Source organism: Azospirillum sp. VT-I1, assembly GCF_055698305.1.
On the sequence record NZ_CP168805.1, the window covers coordinates 145,380 to 161,235 of the forward strand.

Annotated in this window: 19 protein-coding genes; 12 read left to right on the forward strand and 7 right to left on the reverse strand. The window is 69.3% G+C overall.

Translation table 11 applies throughout. The features are described 5' to 3' along the window. Positions 1 to 73 precede the first annotated feature (73 nt). From AB8P05_RS26365 to AB8P05_RS26375, 3 genes are all read right to left on the reverse strand, one after another. Entirely contained in the window at positions 74 to 283 is a 210-nt protein-coding gene (locus AB8P05_RS26365; RefSeq protein ID WP_455175400.1) for a twin-arginine translocation signal domain-containing protein, read from the reverse strand. Then, positions 280 to 888, reverse strand: coding sequence for a TorD/DmsD family molecular chaperone (locus tag AB8P05_RS26370; RefSeq protein ID WP_472761503.1), 609 nt, complete (start codon positions 886 to 888; stop codon positions 280 to 282). Before AB8P05_RS26370 ends, AB8P05_RS26365 begins: the two co-directional genes overlap by 4 nt. 138 nt (positions 889 to 1,026) lie before the next feature. After that, positions 1,027 to 1,203, reverse strand: a complete 177-nt coding sequence (locus AB8P05_RS26375; protein ID WP_472761504.1) for a hypothetical protein — start codon at positions 1,201 to 1,203, stop codon at positions 1,027 to 1,029. 134 nt (positions 1,204 to 1,337) lie between these two features. Here AB8P05_RS26375 and nadA point away from each other — a divergent pair, with 134 nt between their 5' ends. From nadA to nadC, 3 genes are all read left to right on the forward strand, one after another. Next, on the forward strand, positions 1,338 to 2,387 hold the full coding sequence (nadA, locus tag AB8P05_RS26380; protein WP_472761505.1) for a quinolinate synthase NadA: 1,050 nt from the start codon (positions 1,338 to 1,340) through the stop codon (positions 2,385 to 2,387). A gap of 180 nt (positions 2,388 to 2,567) precedes the next feature. Next, positions 2,568 to 4,226, forward strand: a complete 1,659-nt coding sequence (locus tag AB8P05_RS26385; protein ID WP_472761506.1) for an L-aspartate oxidase — start codon at positions 2,568 to 2,570, stop codon at positions 4,224 to 4,226. Further along, a complete protein-coding gene (nadC, locus tag AB8P05_RS26390) occupies positions 4,211 to 5,044 on the forward strand; it encodes a carboxylating nicotinate-nucleotide diphosphorylase (RefSeq protein WP_472761507.1) in 834 nt (277 codons plus the stop codon). The genes AB8P05_RS26385 and nadC overlap by 16 nt, the downstream gene beginning before the upstream one ends. Positions 5,045 to 5,086: 42 nt before the next feature. Here the strand turns inward: nadC and AB8P05_RS26395 are convergent, their stop codons facing one another. Next, positions 5,087 to 5,641 carry a carbonic anhydrase gene (locus AB8P05_RS26395; protein WP_472761508.1) on the reverse strand — a complete coding sequence of 185 codons (555 nt, stop codon included), beginning with the start codon at positions 5,639 to 5,641 and terminating at the stop codon, positions 5,087 to 5,089. A gap of 565 nt (positions 5,642 to 6,206) precedes the next feature. Beyond that, positions 6,207 to 7,379 (reverse strand): mandelate racemase/muconate lactonizing enzyme family protein, encoded by a 1,173-nt coding sequence (locus AB8P05_RS26400; protein WP_472761509.1) that lies wholly within the window; start codon positions 7,377 to 7,379, stop codon positions 6,207 to 6,209. 158 nt (positions 7,380 to 7,537) lie between these two features. Here AB8P05_RS26400 and AB8P05_RS26405 point away from each other — a divergent pair, with 158 nt between their 5' ends. From AB8P05_RS26405 to AB8P05_RS26415, 3 genes are all read left to right on the forward strand, one after another. Further along, positions 7,538 to 8,530, forward strand: a complete 993-nt coding sequence (locus tag AB8P05_RS26405; protein WP_472761510.1) for a LysR family transcriptional regulator — start codon at positions 7,538 to 7,540, stop codon at positions 8,528 to 8,530. A gap of 210 nt (positions 8,531 to 8,740) precedes the next feature. After that, positions 8,741 to 8,971: a hypothetical protein gene (locus tag AB8P05_RS26410; RefSeq protein WP_455175409.1), complete on the forward strand. Its 231-nt coding sequence runs from the start codon at positions 8,741 to 8,743 to the stop codon at positions 8,969 to 8,971. A gap of 112 nt (positions 8,972 to 9,083) precedes the next feature. Next, positions 9,084 to 9,719, forward strand: a complete 636-nt coding sequence (locus AB8P05_RS26415; RefSeq protein WP_472761511.1) for a hypothetical protein — start codon at positions 9,084 to 9,086, stop codon at positions 9,717 to 9,719. A 12-nt stretch (positions 9,720 to 9,731) separates the two neighbouring features. Here the strand turns inward: AB8P05_RS26415 and AB8P05_RS26420 are convergent, their stop codons facing one another. Next, positions 9,732 to 10,286, reverse strand: coding sequence for a cytidine/deoxycytidylate deaminase family protein (locus tag AB8P05_RS26420; RefSeq protein WP_455175411.1), 555 nt, complete (start codon positions 10,284 to 10,286; stop codon positions 9,732 to 9,734). A gap of 179 nt (positions 10,287 to 10,465) precedes the next feature. On the opposite strand from AB8P05_RS26420, the gene AB8P05_RS26425 reads away from it, so the two are divergent. Together AB8P05_RS26425 and AB8P05_RS26430 are read left to right on the forward strand one after the other, a co-directional pair. Continuing rightward, positions 10,466 to 11,350 carry a hypothetical protein gene (locus tag AB8P05_RS26425; protein ID WP_472761512.1) on the forward strand — a complete coding sequence of 295 codons (885 nt, stop codon included), beginning with the start codon at positions 10,466 to 10,468 and terminating at the stop codon, positions 11,348 to 11,350. After that, positions 11,347 to 12,330, forward strand: a complete 984-nt coding sequence (locus AB8P05_RS26430) for an acetyltransferase domain-containing protein (protein WP_472761513.1) — start codon at positions 11,347 to 11,349, stop codon at positions 12,328 to 12,330. The genes AB8P05_RS26425 and AB8P05_RS26430 overlap by 4 nt, the downstream gene beginning before the upstream one ends. 70 nt (positions 12,331 to 12,400) lie before the next feature. On the opposite strand, the gene AB8P05_RS26435 is transcribed toward AB8P05_RS26430, so the two are convergent. Continuing rightward, positions 12,401 to 12,853 (reverse strand): MarR family winged helix-turn-helix transcriptional regulator, encoded by a 453-nt coding sequence (locus AB8P05_RS26435; RefSeq protein ID WP_455175414.1) that lies wholly within the window; start codon positions 12,851 to 12,853, stop codon positions 12,401 to 12,403. A gap of 492 nt (positions 12,854 to 13,345) precedes the next feature. Here AB8P05_RS26435 and rimO point away from each other — a divergent pair, with 492 nt between their 5' ends. From rimO to AB8P05_RS26455, 4 genes are all read left to right on the forward strand, one after another. Further along, positions 13,346 to 14,665: a 30S ribosomal protein S12 methylthiotransferase RimO gene (rimO, locus tag AB8P05_RS26440; protein WP_472761616.1), complete on the forward strand. Its 1,320-nt coding sequence runs from the start codon at positions 13,346 to 13,348 to the stop codon at positions 14,663 to 14,665. 22 nt (positions 14,666 to 14,687) lie between these two features. Further along, complete coding sequence (locus AB8P05_RS26445; RefSeq protein WP_472761514.1) at positions 14,688 to 15,092, forward strand: HNH endonuclease; 405 nt, start codon at positions 14,688 to 14,690, stop codon at positions 15,090 to 15,092. After that, positions 15,089 to 15,256, forward strand: a complete 168-nt coding sequence (locus AB8P05_RS26450) for a hypothetical protein (RefSeq protein WP_167562533.1) — start codon at positions 15,089 to 15,091, stop codon at positions 15,254 to 15,256. Before AB8P05_RS26445 ends, AB8P05_RS26450 begins: the two co-directional genes overlap by 4 nt. Positions 15,257 to 15,488: 232 nt before the next feature. Beyond that, complete coding sequence (locus tag AB8P05_RS26455; protein ID WP_014189516.1) at positions 15,489 to 15,740, forward strand: hypothetical protein; 252 nt, start codon at positions 15,489 to 15,491, stop codon at positions 15,738 to 15,740. The last annotated feature ends 116 nt before the right edge of the window (positions 15,741 to 15,856 follow it).

Sequence of the window (15,856 nt, forward strand, 5' to 3'; positions counted from 1 at the left end):
TCCGATGGGTTCCGGTCTTTTGATTTTGCGTGCGATTCACGCGTCGGACGATTCCGTCCGACGCGACCGCACTTCAGAGGCGGTTCAGCGCGTAGAAGCGCTTGACGTGTTCGGTTTCGCGGTAGCGGGCCTTCACCTGCTCCTGCGGCGATTCCATGGCCTGCGCCTCTTCGCCCGCCGGCAGCATGGTGGCCGCGGCGGCGCCGGCCGCACCCAGACCCAGAGTCTTCAGGATGTCGCGGCGCTGCAGGGGATTGCGCGGGGCTTCTGGCGGCGTCTTCATGCGTCGGCTCCCTCCAACTGGGCGGGTTGTTCGGAAAGGGACTGGCCTTCGATCTCCAGGAACAGGCGGCCGATGGTGCCGACCGGGCGATAGAGGCCGGCGGAGGCCGCCGCCTCCAGGTCCCGGAAGAAGCGCCCGGCCCAAGGCGTCAGGTGGCTGTCCAGCATGTGGCGCTGCACCGCCGGATCGGCCGCTTCGCGGATCAGCACCGCCATCACGTCGCAGAGTGCGGCGATGTGGTCCTCCGGCTCCGACACGCCGGGCGCGCGCTCCAGCCCCAGCGCCTGCAGGTCGGCGCGCAGGGCCGACAGCGGCCGGTCGGTCAGGAAGCCCGTGCGGTAGTAGGAGGCGTAGGGGACCAGCTCGCCCTGGACGACGCCGATGAACAGCGCGTTGAACTCCCGCTCCGCCTGCTGCGGACCGGTGGCGCGGGAACGGGACGCGAGGTCGTCGAAGGCCCGGCCGATGGCGGTGGCGTCGCCCGTCAGGCCGCCGAGCAGCCCCAGCAGGTCGGCGGAGGGCGGGGCCGCCAGCGTCAGCGCCAGCAGCCGGTAGACGTCGGCGCGCAGGCCGTCCGCGCCGCTTTCCGGATCATGAACCGTCATCACACTCCCGCAAGCCGCTCCCGACAAACCCCAAGGCCATGGCTGGCCCAGACTGGGATAACGGCCGGCGGGCGCAAAGGTTGCCCTGCCCGGTCGGGGCTACCCCACCGGGGTCATCCTTTTCCCCCGCCCGCGGGGTTACTTCTGCGGACGGCCGGAGAAGTTGCGGTGTTCGATGGACGCCTCCTCCCCCACCCGCGTGCCGGCGGAGGCGAAGGTCTCGTCGGCGCTTCGGGCGAACAGCGTCGGCAGGACCGCCCAGGCGCCACCCGCCAACACGACGATGGCGCAGAGCGCGGCGAGGAAGGCTTTCATCGGCATTTCTCCAGACACAGCACGATCCGGGGCGGGGCCGCGCGGCCGGCCCCATCCACGACCGCCACAACACCCCCGACGCCGGAATGTTTCCCCGCCGTCTTTTCCTCTTGATATGCTCTTATCGAGCACATATGGTTTTGCTCAGAACGAGCATAGAGCGGAGCAGTCCGATGCCCGAGGTCGCCGAACTCGCCTACACCCCCGCCGTCGCCGCGGCGACCGCGCCGATCTATGACCGCATGAAGCGCGTCGTGCCGGCCATCGAATGGCCGTTTCACGCGCCGCTGGTCCACGCGATCAACGAGCTGAAGCGCGAGCGCAACGCCGTCATCCTGGCGCACAACTACCAGACGCCGGAGATCTTCCACGGCGTGGCCGACATCGTCGGCGACAGCCTGGCGCTGGCGGCCAAGGCGACCGAGACCGACGCCGACGTGATCGTGCTGGCCGGCGTGCATTTCATGGCGGAGACGGCGAAGCTGCTGAACCCGGCCAAGACCGTGCTGATCCCCAGCCGCAACGCCGGCTGCTCGCTGGCCGACAGCATCACCGCCGCCGACGTGCGGCTGCTGCGCGAGGCGCATCCCGGCGTGCCGGTGGTCGCCTACGTCAACACTTCGGCTGAGGTGAAGGCGGAGGTCGACATCTGCTGCACTTCCGGCAATGCGGTGGAGGTGGTGGAATCGCTGGGCGTCGACCGGGTGATCTTCCTGCCCGACGAATATCTGGCGAAATATGTCGCCACCCAGACCAAGGTCGAGATCATCGCCTGGAAGGGCCATTGCGAGGTGCATGAGCGCTTCACCGGCGCGGAGATCGAGGAGTTCCGCCGCAGGTTCGACCGGCTGACCGTGATCGCCCACCCCGAATGCCCGCCCGACGTGCTGGAGGCCGCCGATTTCGTCGGCTCCACCGCCCGCATGATCGACTTCGTCGGCAACGAGAAGCCGCCGCGGGTGCTGATGGTCACCGAATGCTCGATGAGCGACAACGTCGCCGCCGCCTCGCCGGAGACCGAGTTCGTGCGCCCCTGCAACCTCTGCCCGCACATGAAGACGGTGACCCTGTCGGGAATCCTGGAGTCGCTGCAGACCCTGGAACCGCGGGTGGAGATCCCGGACGCACTCGCCGCCCGCGCCCGCCGCTCGGTGGAACGCATGCTGGCGGTGAAGCCGAAGTGAGTGCTTAGAAACGCCCTCTCCCGCCCCGGGAGAGGGAGGGGACCCGCGCCAATGGCGCGGGGAGGGTGAGGGGCGATCCAGATATGGATCCCCTTATCCTCGCCTCACCCTCACCCTTCCCATGCTGCGCATGGGCCCCTTCCCTCTCCCGGGGCGGGAGAGGGAGACCCAGGAGTCCCCATGACCTCCAGCACGCCTTACGATGTCCGTGACGCCGAGGTGATCGTCGTCGGCTCCGGCCTTGCCGGGATGACCGCGGCGCTGCAGCTGGCCCCGCGCGCCGTCACGCTCGTCACCAAGACCGCCGGCCTGCCCGGCGGCTCCAGCCTCTACGCCCAGGGCGGCATCGCCGCCGCGGTTGGACCCGGCGACCGGCCGGAGGACCATGCCGCCGACACCATCGCCGCCGGCGCCGGGCTGGTCGATGCCGCGATGGCGGCCCTGCTGACCCGTGACGGCGCCGCCATGGTCCGCCACCTGCTGGCGGATGGCCTTCCCTTCGACCGTGCCGCCGACGGCTCGCCTCTGCTGGGACGGGAAGCCGCGCATGGCGCGGCGCGCATCGTCCATGCCGGGGGCGACGCCACCGGCCGCACGCTGGTGACCGCATTGACGGAGCGCCTGCAAGCCACCCCGTCGGTGCGGGTGGAGACCGGCGCCTTCGCCGTCGACCTCGTGCTGCGCAACGGCCGGGTCTGCGGCCTGCTCGCCTGCCATCCGGAGGGCTGGGTGCTGCACCGCGCCCCCCGCGTCATCCTGGCGACCGGCGGCATCGGCGCCGCCTTCGCCCGCACCACCAACCCGGCGGAGGCCACCGGCGACGGACTGGCCATCGCTGCGCGGGCCGGCGCCCGGCTGGCCGACCTGGAGTTCGTCCAGTTCCACCCCACCGCACTCGCCGTCGATGCCGACCCGGTGCCGCTGCTGACCGAGGCGCTGCGCGGCGCCGGCGCCCTGCTGCTCGACCAGACGGGCCGGCGCTTCATGCCCGACGAGCATCCGCTGGCGGAACTGGCGCCGCGCGACGTGGTCGCCCGCGCCATCGGCCGGCGCGTCGCGGCGGGGGAGCCGGTGTTCCTCGACCTTCGCCCAGCGCTGGATGCGAAACCGGACGGCTTTCCCACCGTGCTGGCGCTCTGCGCCGACCATGGGCTCGACCCGTTCGCGCAGCCGATGCCGGTGGCCCCCGCCGCCCACTACCATATGGGCGGGGTGGTCACCGACGCCGGCGGGCGCACCAGCCTGGAGGGGCTGTGGGCCTGCGGCGAGGTCGCCTGCACCGGCGTCCACGGCGCCAACCGGCTGGCGAGCAATTCCCTGCTGGAGGCGCTGGTCTTCGGCGCCCGCGTCGCCCGCGACGTGGCCGAACGCCCCCTGGCTCCCCTGCCGCCCTTCGCCCTGCCCCACCCACCGGCGGTCGCCGCCGATGTCGGCGACGCCCTGCTCGACGCCATCGGGGCGGAGGCGCGGACGGCGCTCTACGAAGGCGCCGGGCTGGTCCGCGACGGGCTGGGGCTGCTCGCCGCCCGGCGCAAGCTCGACCGGCTGGCGGCGGCACTGGACATGCTCCGCTGCGAGGATGACGCCGACCATGGCGCCCACCATGGCTCCGAGGCCCCGCCCCCGGTCGTCCGCCAGTGGGGCGAGGCGCGCAACCGGCTGCTGGTCGGCCGGCTGGTCGTCCATGCCGCGCTGGCGCGGGAGGAAAGCCGCGGCGCCCATTGCCGCAGCGACCATCCCCTGCCGAACCCGGCCTTCACCCGCCGCACCCTGACCCTCAGCGACCTGGCCGGCACCGCCGGTCCCCTGTCCGGAGACGCCGCATGCTGCATCCTCTGACCGTCGAGCCTATCGTCCGCGCCGCCCTGGCGGAGGATCTGGGCCGGGCCGGCGACATCACCACCGACAGCATCATCCCGGCCGACGCGGTCGCGACCGCCCGCATCGCCGCCCGCAAGGACGGCCGCGTCGCCGGGCTGGAGGCGGCGCTGATCGCCTTCCGCCTGCTCGATCCCGGTGCGTCGGTGACGGTGGAGCGGACGGATGGCGACGACGTGCCCCCCGGCGGCACCATCGCCACCCTGACCGGCAAGGCCCGCGCCCTGCTGACGGCGGAGCGCACGGCGCTGAACCTGATGGGCCGGCTGTCCGGCATCGCCACCGCCACCCGCGCCCTGGTGCGCGAGGTGGAGGGGACCAAGGCCCGCATCGTCTGCACCCGCAAGACCACCCCCGGCCTGCGCGTTCTGGAAAAGCATGCGGTGAAGCTGGGCGGCGGCTTCAACCACCGCTTCGGGCTGGATGACGCCGTCCTCATCAAGGACAACCACATCGCCGTCGCCGGCGGCGTGCGCCCGGCGGTGGAGCGCGTCCGCGCCGCCATCGGCCACATGGTGAAGGTGGAGGTGGAGGTCGACACGCTCGACCAGCTGGACGAACTGCTGGGCCTGCCGGTCGATGTCGTCCTGCTCGACAACATGGACCCGGACACGCTGCGCCGCGCCGTGCGGATGGTGGATGGCCGGCTGCTGACCGAAGCCTCGGGCAACGTCACCCTCGCCACCGTCCGCGCCATCGCGGAAACCGGCGTCGACATGATCAGCTGCGGCTGGCTGACCCACAGCGCCCCGAATTTGGATCTGGGGCTGGATATGTGACCTAAAAATACCCTCTCCCGGGGCGGGAGAGGGTCCTTTTCCCTACGCCGCCAGCTTCTCGACCGTGCCGTCCAGGCCCATCAGCAGCAGTTCGACCTCCAGGTCGGGGTGGCGTTCCTTGACCATCGCCTTCAGCTTGGTCAGGTACTGGCCGTGCACCTCCGCTTCCTTGGCAGGGTCGGAGGCCACGTCCATGCCGAGGAAGACCTTGTAGGCGCCGCAGTCGCGGTGATCCATGACGATCAGGCGCTTGATGTGGTGCAGTTCCTTGGCGACCGCGACATGGTCCCAGAAGGCCTCGCCCCAGGCCGGCTTCTTGTCGGTGAGCGCACCCAGACTGGCGCCGGCCAGGATGACGTGGTCGTAGTTCGCCTGCATGTTGCGGGCGTTCATGTAGCCGGCGACATGCCCCATCAGGCGATAGTCCATGCAGGACAGCAGAAGCGTGTCGACGCTGCCGGCGCTGGCCGGGCGGCTCATCATCATCGGCGCCATCAGCGTCACGCCGGCACCCAGCGTCGCCAGTTTCAGGAACCCGCGGCGCGAGCTGTGTTCGCCCTGGCAGCAGCCATGGTGATGACCGGTCGAATGATCCATCGTGCCCTCCAACGCGCCCCGAACCCGATATCGGGGGTTTCACGCGCGATGGTGGCGGGGAAAAGGTAAAAATTTCAATATAGGGGCTTCCATCAAGCGGAAAAGCAACATTCCTTCATCTCTGTGGCATTTTTCGGAAATACCGTCCCACAACCGCGGCATTCCCCCTCCTGCCGCGCAAAAGAAACGGGCCGCCCTTTGAGGGGCGGCCCGTTCCAAAGCATGGATGTTCCTGGTCGTCAGCGTGCGGCGATCACCCGCCGCGCGTGCTGCTGGGCGCCGGGGTTCCGACCGATCCGACGGTGCCGGAGGCCGGCGGCGGCGATACGCTCGCGCTGTGGCTGGACGAACACTCCGCGTTGGCGATCCCAGCCGTCAGGAGTGCGGCGAGACCGAACAATGCGGCGACAACCGGACTGGCTCCATGAGACATTGGATCACCTCCTTTCTGAAACGTTGCGACCACCAATAGATTGACACAGCAATTCAGTTGGTCAATGGCCGATTCGATTCACGGCACCCCGTCTCCCAAAGGAACAGGTTTGGAGTCCATACCTGACAATTTTTATCGGGTTTCCAGCAGGCCGCTCATGGTCGCGAACAGCTCCGACTTGGCCTCGAACCCGATGCCGGGCAGGTCGGGCAGGCGCACCCGGCCATCCTCCACGGCGATGCCGTCGGCGAAGCCGCAGAAGGGCTTGAAGACGTCGGGATAGGATTCGTTGCCGCCCAGATGCAGGCCGGCGGCGATGTTCAGCGACATCTGGTGCCCGCCATGCGGCACCACCCGGCGGCTGGACCAGCCGTTCTCCTTCAGCATGTCCAGCGTGCGCATATACTCCACCAGCCCATAGCTCAGCGCGCAGTCGAACTGCAGCCAGTCGCGGTCGGCGCGCATGCCGCCATGGCGGATCAGATTGCGGGCGTCCTGGTGGGAGAACAGGTTCTCGCCGGTCGCCATCGGGCGGTCGTAATGGGCGGCGAGTTCGGCCTGCAGCGCATAGTCCAGCGGGTCGCCGGCCTCCTCGTACCAGAACAGGCCGTAGGGCTTCAGCGCCTCCGCGTAGGCGATGGCGGTCTTGAGGTCGAAGCGGCCGTTGGCGTCGACGCACAGGTTCTCGCCCGATCCGACCACCTCCAGCACCGCGTCGATCCGGCGCAGATCCTCCTCCAGCGGGGCGCCGCCGATCTTCATCTTCACGACCCGGTAGCCGCGGTCGCGGTAGCTGCGCATCTCGTCCTGCAGCGCCTTCAGGTCCTTGCCGGGATAGTAATAGCCGCCGGCCGCATAGACCCACACGCTGTCGTCGGCCACCCCGCCGCGGAAGCGGTCGGCCAGCAGGCGGTAGAGCGGCACGCCGGCGATCTTCGCCACGGCGTCCCACACCGCCATGTCGATGGTGCCGACGGCGACCGAGCGCTCGCCATGGCCGCCCGGCTTCTCGTTGGTCATCAGCCGCGCCCAGATGCGGAACGGGTCCAGGTTTTCGCCCGTGTCGTCCAGCAGGCTGTCGGGTGCCGCCGACATCAGCCGGGGAATGAAGCGCTCGCGCAGCAGCCCGCCCGCGGCATAGCGGCCGTTGGAGTTGAAACCGTAGCCGATCACCGGCTTTCCGTCGCGCACCACGTCGGTGACGACCGCCACCACGCTGCAGGTCATCTGGCTGAAGTCGATGAAGGCGTTGGCGATGTCGGACTTGATGCCGGCGGTCTGCTCGCGGATTTCGACGATGCGCATGGCGGTTCCTCTTGCAGCATGGTGGCGCGTTTCGTGCCGGCACTGTAGGGATGATGCGGGCCGCCGGGCCAATGCCAAGGCCGGAACGCATCATGCAGGTTCGGCATGGGCTTGCCCCGCACGGGTCCCGGTCCGGCAGACGTGACGAAGATTGGGCGATGGAACTCTCCTGGCTCGACGATTTCCTGGCGCTGGTGGATTGCGGCAACTTCTCCCGCGCCGCCGACGCGCGCCACCTGACCCAGCCGGCCTTCAGCCGACGCATCCGCGCGCTGGAGGATTGGGCCGGCACCCCGCTGTTCGACCGCAGCGGCCAGCCGGTGACCCTGACGGAGGCCGGGCGCCGCTTCCGCCCCTTCGCCGACGAGACGGTGCGCCGCCTGCTGCAGGGGCGTGAGGAAGCGCGGCTCGCCGCCCAGTCGGAGGCCGCGACCCTGCGCTTCGCCGCGACGCACGCGCTGTCGCTGACCTTCTTCCCGGCCTGGCTGCGGACACTGGAGGCGCGGGCGCGGCTGGGCGCCATCACCCTGTCGTCGGACAGCATGGAGGCCTGCGAGCGGCTGATGCTGGCGGGCCAAGCGCAGTTCCTGCTGTGCCACGCCCATCCGGCGGCGGCTGGCCGGCTGGATGCGGAGTCCTTCCGCTCCGTCGTCGTCGGCGGCGACCGGCTGCTGGCGGTGACCGCCCCGGACGGCGACGGACGGCCCCGCCATCTGCTGGCCGATGGGGAAACTGCGCCGCTGCCGCACCTGTCCTACAGCCGCGAGTCCGGAATGGGCCGCATCCTGGAGGCGGTTCGGGTGGTGCAGCCGCTGCCGGCGGCGCTCGACACCGTCTTCACCTCCCACCTCGCGGCGGTGCTGCGCACGCTGGCGCGCGACGGGCGCGGGGTGGCATGGCTGCCGGAAAGCCTGATCGCCGAGGATCTGTCCCGCGGCACCCTGGTCCGGGCCGGCCGGCCGGCCGGCGACCCGCGCTGGACCGTTCCGGTGCAGATCCGGCTGGTGCGCCCCCGCGCGCGCCAGAGCAAGGCGGCGGAGAGCTTCTGGACCCTGGCGGTGGAAGCCGCGCTGTGGCGCAACGCCGAGTCGCCGCCCGAACCAGACACCGCGGTTGCCGGGCCGGAACGGTCCATGGAAAAAGAGTTGTGACGCTCACTCCCTAAGGCACTTTGTTCGTTGACATTCCCGCCGACGGTTGTTCAACGAGTCGATTTCGCTGGCGCTAACCCTTTCGATCAGGCAAAATTTGCCTAGTTTGGGGTGCAGCCGGGCCCCGACGCCCCCGGTCGGACGGCCGGGCCGATGACCTGTTCGCCGGCTGTTCCAAGAAGCGTCGCGTCAGCGACCGGAGGAGCCATCATGGGCGTGAGCAGCATCGGCGGTATCGGCGGCTACCAGCAGCCCTACGTCACCCCGCTCAGCAGCGGTCCGGCCGCGGCGCAGCGGTCCACCTCGCAGGTCGAATCCGCGCAGGAAGACCAGGACGAACGCAACCGCCGCCAGCAGGAGGCGCAGAACGTCCAGGCCGGCTCCGGCAGCGGCGGCAACACCACCCCGACCCGCGGCCAGAACCTGAACATCACGGTCTGATCCCGGTCGGGACCGGAACCGGTCGCACGGGCGGAACGGCGGGGGAGTGAAGCGGGGCGGCAGCCGGCAACGGCCTGCCCCAGTCAGCGGACAACAGACGCGGGAGGCACCGATGGAGATCCGTGGCGTTTCCAGCACGACGGCAGTCCGCCCGACGGCCTTCCAGCCGACGGAGGCCGGCATCGCCGCCTCTTCGGCCGCCTCCACCCAGCCCTCCCCCGCCCGGACCGCCGGCACCCCCGCCGGACCGGAGGAGGAGAGGACGTCCGGCGCCGGCTATATCAGCCCCTACCTGCGTTACGACCAGGGCGCGCGGGTGGCCGTGCTCTATTTCCGCGATTTCGACACCGGCGAGACCCAGGACCAGATTCCGTCCCAGCGCGTGGTCGAGGAATACCGCCGCGCCGCCGACCGGCTTGCACAGGACGACCAGAGGAAATCCGCCGCCGGGACGCAGGCGCGGAACGGCACCGCGGCCGATCCGGCTGCGGGCTCCGCCGACGGGTTGGCCGGGGCTGCATCGGGAACGGGCGCCGCCGCGGACTGGAGCATTGCCGGGACCGGATTGGGCGGCGGCACCGGCTTCACCGGCGGATCGGTGTACAGCGGGTCGGCGGCCTCCACCGGCGCGGCATCGCCCGGTACGACCTCCACCGGCGCGGCGCCGGCCGCCTCCGGCTTCACGCCTGCTGCGGCGGCCGGACGCTACGGCGGATCGCCGGGCGGCCTCGTGTCGGTGACGGTCTGAACCTCCCGCGCCCTATTTGATTTTCGTGCCGAAGAACTGCCCATACTGCTGCTTGTGGGTGTCTTTGCGTTCCTTGACCATGCTGCTCGACAGGTTCAGGGGGAACCGGTAATAGACCACCCAGTCCTCCATGCGGTCCTCCAGCCAGGGCTCGCAGTTTTCGCACGGGCTGTAGTCGACATAGATGTGGCATCGGCCATTCTGGTCGGTCCACAGAGCGTACTGATCGCAGGCGATCAGGATCGCCGTCTGCTCCGCATGCTGTTCGCGCTGCGACGAGGCGAAGGGGCTTCTCGGATTGATGTCGTCCGATACGGTGTTGAACACCGGATCGAGCCCCGTATGCAGGCGCGACGATCCGAAACAGACCGAAAAATTGGGATAGGACGTCAGATCCGCCCGCTTCTGCACCGCGACCGCGGCATTGCAGGCTTCATAGCCGAAGCCGAGGTTGCGGAAGCCGTGGAAATGGACGAAGTGATTGGTCGCAGCCGCGTACAAGGCGAGACCGGGGCTGCCCGGCGGCAGGGCGGTGGTGCTGAGGTTGATCATCTGATGGATGGTCATGGCTCTCACCCAATAAGGGAAATCAATGGGACTTGACGCGTTTCGGGAGATGAAAAAGGCAAAACTATAGTAGCACGGGCATTTCTCCACCACCATGGCGGGAACGTAATAGGCGTTGCCCGAATGATGCCGGCTCCGCTAATGCTGGACGGCAGTCCGAAACCTCCCCGTACCGGTCCATGCCCGCCTGCTCAGCCGCCTTCCCCCGCTTCATCGCCATCGACTGGTCCGGCGCCCGCGGCAAGCGCTATGCCGGCATCGCGGTGGCGGAGTGCCGGGACGGCGACGCGGCCCCCGCTCTGGTGGAAGGTCCCGGCGGCTGGTGGTCGCGGACGGCGCTGTTCGACTGGCTGCTGGTGGAGCTGGCGCGCGAACCGGCGCTGATCGGCATCGATTGCGCCTTCTCCCTGCCCTTCGCGGTGGCGGCGCGCGGCTTTCCCGGCCGGGAGGCAACCGTCTTCGACCTGTGGGACGCGGTGGAGGAGGTCTGCGCCGGCGAGCCCGATTTCGCAGGCGGCGCCTTCGCCCTCCATCCGCTGCATGGCGCCGGATTCTGGCACCGCGGCCCGCAGCCGGACTGGTACGATGACCCGCACCGGGCGACCGAATGGGCCTGCCGCGCCGACGGGCTCGGCCATCCGCAGAGCCCCTACAAGCTGATCGGCTCGCGTCAGGTCGGGAAAGGCGCGCTCGCCGGAATGCGGGTGCTGCGCGCCCTGCGCGCGGCGCTGCCCGGCCGGCTGGCGGTCTGGCCCTTCGAGGATCCGGTGGCGGGCGGCAGCGCGATGGTGGAGATCTACCCGCGCCTGTTCCTCAAGCACACCGGCTTCGGCCAGCGCAAGATCCGCGATGCCTCTGAACTGGACGAGGCATTGCACCGGCTGGGCTCTCGCCCGCTGGAGCGGACCGGCGCCGTCAGCGACCATGACAGCGACGCGCTGGTCTCGGCCGCCGGGCTGCGCCGGCTCGCCGGCATTCCAGGGGCCTGGGCACCGCGGGGGCTGGACGGAACGGCGCGGCGGCAGGAAGGATGGATTTTCGGCGTGGGAATGACGGAATCATGAGTGCAGTCGACGGTGTGGCGGCGCAGGGTTCGGCTCCGGGCACGCCAGGCGGATCCCAAGCGGGAGGATCGCGCCGGCCGGCGATCGACGTCGCGCGCGGGCTGGCGCTGGTCGCCATGGCGCTCTATCACGCCAGTTGGGACGCAACCTATTTCGGGCTCGCCCGCTTCGACCTGCTGGGCGATCCGCTCTGGCTTGCCGCCCGCACGGCGATCCTGTCGAGCTTCCTGTTTCTGGCCGGCATCGGGCTGGTGCTGGCGACCCGCGACGGGCTGGACGGCCGGCGCTTCCTGCGCCGGCTGGGACGGGTGGCGGCCGGGGCCGCGGCGGTGTCGGCGGCCTCCTACGCCCTGTTCCCCGACAGCCCGATCTTCTTCGGCGTGCTGCACCACATCGTGCTGGCGAGCATCGTCGGCCTCGCCTTCGTCCGCCTGCCGGCGGCGCTGACCCTGGCGGCTGCCGCGGCGGCGGTGCTGGCCGGCACCTCGCTGTCCTTCCCCGCCTTCGACAGCCCGTGGCTGCGCTGGATCGGCATGACCAGCGTGGCGCCGGATTCCAACGACTTCGTACCGGTCCTGCCCTGGATCGGCGCCATGCTGGCGGGGATCGGGCTGGCGCGGCTACGGCCGGGGATGGGGGAAGGCGTGGCGGTGACCGGCGCCGCCGGGCGGACTCTGGCGCTGGCCGGGCGGCACAGCCTCGCGGTCTATCTGCTGCACCAGCCGCTGCTGTTCGGCATCGCCTGGGCCGCGGCACAGATCCTGCCGGTGGAGGCGCCGGCGGTGCGCGACTTCCAGGCCGCCTGCGTGGCGAACTGCGAACGCGCCGGCGTCGCGTCGGCGACCTGCGCCGCCAACTGCAGCTGTGTGCAGTCGGAACTGGCAAGGAACGGGCTGTGGGAAGGTTTCGTCGCCAACCGCCTGAGCGAACGCGAACAACGCGGGCTGGAAAGCGCGGTCGCCGTCTGCCGCAAGCCCTGAGGGGTACGGCCGGGCGCCCCCGGACGGATCAGACCGATCCGATCAGGCCAAATCGATCAAACCGAACCGATCAAACCGACTGCCGCTTCTCCAGCAGGCCGCGCAGCAGGCTGGTCAGCGTCTCGGCCAGGCGGTACTGGTCGTCGGCCGGCAGGGTGGCGATGACGCCGGCGAAGTCGTTGAGCGGATCGTGGCGCAGCAGCTCCAGCGCCTTCGGCGTCGGGTGCAGCTGGGTGACGCGGCGATCCTCTGGAACCGGCACGCGGACCAGCAGCTCCTTGCCCACCAGCACCTCCACCATCTGCGAGGCGGCTCCGCGCGTGGTGGCGTGGAAGTCGGCGAAGGCCGAGACGGTGCGCTGGCTGTTGTTGGCGCCGGCGAAATAGCGCAGCGCCGTCCACTGGGACGGCTTCAGCCCGTGGGTGTAGCCCAGGCTGTCCGCGATATGGGCGATCTGCAGCATCACGTCGGCGATGGCCTGCGGCGACGCGCCGCCGGTGTGATCCGAGTGGGCGAAATCCATTCCGGCTCCCATGGGTCCGGTTCCGATCGAACCCGCTCCGATGGGAGAACCGACCGGGGTGCGATCCAGCGCACCGTTCTTCCTCACCGACATCCGGCCCGCAGCAACGCCGCGCACTTTTGCGAAGTCCATTTTTTCCACTCTATAAAGTTTAGTGGCTATACGATGGCCATACAAAGAGGCAGGCGGCTATCGCTGAAAGGCGGCAGCCACTTCGATCATAAGACCGTCACATACTGTAGCGCGACCGAACTGAAAACGGAACCGCGAACACTTTACCCTTTTGTTGCGAATTGTCGCATCCACCTGGGCGGTCCGGCCAAGGCACGGCTGTGGGAAAGCCTTGGGGAACACAGGCGAAACCGGCATATCGGCCATGCTGAATCGCTTCGCCGACATGTTTCACTGGCGTAATCTTCGATTCGGCGGTATACGCGCGCGATGACCACATCCCCCGTTCCGAAGTCCGCATCGCCGGCCGCCGCCCAGACCATGGGCGCCCCGAAGGTCGGCATCGTCAGCCTCGGCTGCCCGAAGGCGCTCGTCGATTCAGAGCGTATCCTGACCCGCCTGCGCGCGGAGGGGTACGAGATCTCCCCCAGCTACGACGGCGCGGACGTCGTGCTGGTCAACACCTGCGGCTTCCTGGACAGCGCCAAGAAGGAATCGCTGGACGCCATCGGCGAGGCGATCAAGGAGAACGGGCGGGTCATCGTCACCGGCTGCATGGGCGTGGAATCGGACCTGATCCGGCAGATCCACCCCGACGTGCTGGCCGTCACCGGCCCCCACCAGTATGAACAGGTGGTCAGCGCGGTGCACGAGGCGGTGCCGCCGACGCACAACCCCTTCACCGATCTGGTGCCGCCGGAAGGGCTGCGGCTGACCCCGCGCCACTACGCGTACCTGAAGATTTCCGAAGGCTGCAACAACCGCTGCAGCTTCTGCATCATCCCGTCCTTGCGCGGCGATCTGGTCAGCCGGCCGATCCATTCCGTCCTGCGCGAGGCGGAAAAGCTGGCGGTGGCCGGCGTCAAGGAACTGCTGGTCATCTCCCAGGACACCAGCGCCTACGGCGTCGACGTGAAGTACAAGACGGAGAAATGGTACGACCGCGAGGTCCGCACCCGCTTCTTCGACCTGTGCAACGAGCTGGCGAACTTCGACCTGTGGGTCCGCCTGCATTACGTCTACCCCTACCCGCATGTGGACGAGGTCATGCCGCTGATGGCGGAGGGCAAGATCCTCCCCTATCTCGACATCCCGTTCCAGCATGCCTCGCCCACCGTTCTGAAGGCGATGCGCCGCCCGGCCGCCCAGGAAAAGCAGCTGGACCGCATCCGCAAGTGGCGCGACGAGTGCCCGCATCTGGTCCTGCGCTCCACCTTCATCACCGGCTTCCCCGGCGAGACGGAGGAGGACTTCCAGTTCATGCTGGACTGGCTGAAGGAGGCCCAGCTCGACCGCGTCGGCTGCTTCAAGTACGAGCCGGTGGAGGGTGCCGCAGCCAACGACCTGCCCGGCGCCGTGCCGGAAGAGGTGAAGCAGGAGCGCTGGGAACGCTTCATGGAGACGCAGAAGGCGATCAGCGCCGAACGGCTCCAGAAGAAGGTGGGCTGGACGCTGGGCGTGCTGATCGACGAAGTGGACGAGGACGGGGCCATCGGCCGCTCCTACGCCGACGCGCCGGAGATCGACGGCAACGTCTTCCTCAACGGCGAGACCGGCCTGAAGCCGGGCGACATGGTGGACGTCACCATCGAGCATGCCGACGAGTACGACCTGTGGGGCAGCGTCGAGCGCGACCTGTAATCCCACCCTTACGGAGAGCGCCATGCCCGTCACGCCGGACGATGCCAGACTGATGGACGTCCAGCAGGGCGGGCGCTGCTTCTTCTGCGACGGGCCGGTGGGGGCGAAGGCGACTTACGACCATCTGATCCCCCGGGCCTATGGCGGGATCGACGATCCGGCCAACGTCGTGCTGGCACACCGCCGCTGCAACCAGCACAAGGGCGACCGGCTGCCGACCCATGAGGAACTCGACCGCTTCTTCGCGCTGCGCCGCTCCAGCCGGCTCGGGGTGTGGCCTCCCTGCTGGCTCTGCGCGACGAGGACGGGGCGGCCGACGAGGAGGAGCGGTGGATGGCGGTGGCGCAGGCCATCGCGCGGGAACGGTAAGGCGCCCGATCCGGTTGAAGGGAGGACACCTTATATAATGGGAGACTCCCGCCGATGACCGGTTCGCAGAACAAGCAGCCTCACACCGAAGAGACCGTCCGCCACACCGAGGGCGAGCAGAACACCGGCAATCACAAGAAGCCCGATGCCCCCGACGCCAAGGGCGCCGACCGCTTCGGCGGCACCCGCGCCGGTGCCGAGAATGTCGAGCCCAAGACCTAGTACCAGCGGCTTTTGATCCTGACCTGTCAGGATAAAAGCTTTGGCGACATGGGCCGCCGCCGTGCCGGTCGGCACGGATACCAGCGGTCATCATCAATGACCGCTGGTATAAGCCGCGGAGATAGGGCCTTTTCGGGCTGGCATCCCATGCCCGGCCTGTGCGAGATCCGGGGGCCGGCGCCCAAGGACATCCTGTCCGAGGCGACCGCCCCCACTTCGCATCCGTGACCCGATGGCCCCTTCGATCTTCAAGCGCTACAAGCTGCATTTCACGCGCCCCCTGCCCGGCCTGCGCCCCGGCCGGCCGGAACGGGACGCCATGGTGGAGCGCGTGCGGCGGCTGGCCAGCGAGAACGGCATGGCCGGCGACCTGCACGCCATCGCCCCCAACGCCGGCTTCGGCATCCTGGAGGTCCGCTGCACCGAACGGCTGGCCCGCCGCCTGTCGGACCTGTCGGAGATCGAGACCGTCCAGGAGGCGTGATCGTCCCGCGCGCCGCCCCCGCGCGAAGGTATTATACGGCTGGCCGCAACGTGCCCCCGCCCTAGGTCAGGCTCGACCGGTCCCGATGCGCGGGCCGGAACCACCATGACCTGAAA

Coding starts and splice junctions, on each gene's coding strand:
- rimO (WP_472761616.1), top strand. CDS start 13,346: ATGGGCGCCCCGAAGGTCGGCATCGTCAGCCTCGGCTGCCCGAAGGCG.
- AB8P05_RS26405 (WP_472761510.1), top strand. CDS start 7,538: ATGGAACTCTCCTGGCTCGACGATTTCCTGGCGCTGGTGGATTGCGGC.
- AB8P05_RS26425 (WP_472761512.1), top strand. CDS start 10,466: ATGCCCGCCTGCTCAGCCGCCTTCCCCCGCTTCATCGCCATCGACTGG.
- AB8P05_RS26420 (WP_455175411.1), bottom strand. CDS start 10,286: ATGACCATCCATCAGATGATCAACCTCAGCACCACCGCCCTGCCGCCG.
- AB8P05_RS26435 (WP_455175414.1), bottom strand. CDS start 12,853: ATGGATTTCGCCCACTCGGATCACACCGGCGGCGCGTCGCCGCAGGCC.
- nadA (WP_472761505.1), top strand. CDS start 1,338: ATGGTTTTGCTCAGAACGAGCATAGAGCGGAGCAGTCCGATGCCCGAG.
- AB8P05_RS26375 (WP_472761504.1), bottom strand. CDS start 1,203: ATGAAAGCCTTCCTCGCCGCGCTCTGCGCCATCGTCGTGTTGGCGGGT.
- AB8P05_RS26455 (WP_014189516.1), top strand. CDS start 15,489: ATGGCCCCTTCGATCTTCAAGCGCTACAAGCTGCATTTCACGCGCCCC.
- nadC (WP_472761507.1), top strand. CDS start 4,211: ATGCTGCATCCTCTGACCGTCGAGCCTATCGTCCGCGCCGCCCTGGCG.
- AB8P05_RS26385 (WP_472761506.1), top strand. CDS start 2,568: ATGACCTCCAGCACGCCTTACGATGTCCGTGACGCCGAGGTGATCGTC.
- AB8P05_RS26395 (WP_472761508.1), bottom strand. CDS start 5,641: ATGGATCATTCGACCGGTCATCACCATGGCTGCTGCCAGGGCGAACAC.
- AB8P05_RS26370 (WP_472761503.1), bottom strand. CDS start 888: ATGACGGTTCATGATCCGGAAAGCGGCGCGGACGGCCTGCGCGCCGAC.
- AB8P05_RS26430 (WP_472761513.1), top strand. CDS start 11,347: ATGAGTGCAGTCGACGGTGTGGCGGCGCAGGGTTCGGCTCCGGGCACG.
- AB8P05_RS26415 (WP_472761511.1), top strand. CDS start 9,084: ATGGAGATCCGTGGCGTTTCCAGCACGACGGCAGTCCGCCCGACGGCC.
- AB8P05_RS26400 (WP_472761509.1), bottom strand. CDS start 7,379: ATGCGCATCGTCGAAATCCGCGAGCAGACCGCCGGCATCAAGTCCGAC.
- AB8P05_RS26410 (WP_455175409.1), top strand. CDS start 8,741: ATGGGCGTGAGCAGCATCGGCGGTATCGGCGGCTACCAGCAGCCCTAC.
- AB8P05_RS26450 (WP_167562533.1), top strand. CDS start 15,089: ATGACCGGTTCGCAGAACAAGCAGCCTCACACCGAAGAGACCGTCCGC.
- AB8P05_RS26365 (WP_455175400.1), bottom strand. CDS start 283: ATGAAGACGCCGCCAGAAGCCCCGCGCAATCCCCTGCAGCGCCGCGAC.
- AB8P05_RS26445 (WP_472761514.1), top strand. CDS start 14,688: ATGCCCGTCACGCCGGACGATGCCAGACTGATGGACGTCCAGCAGGGC.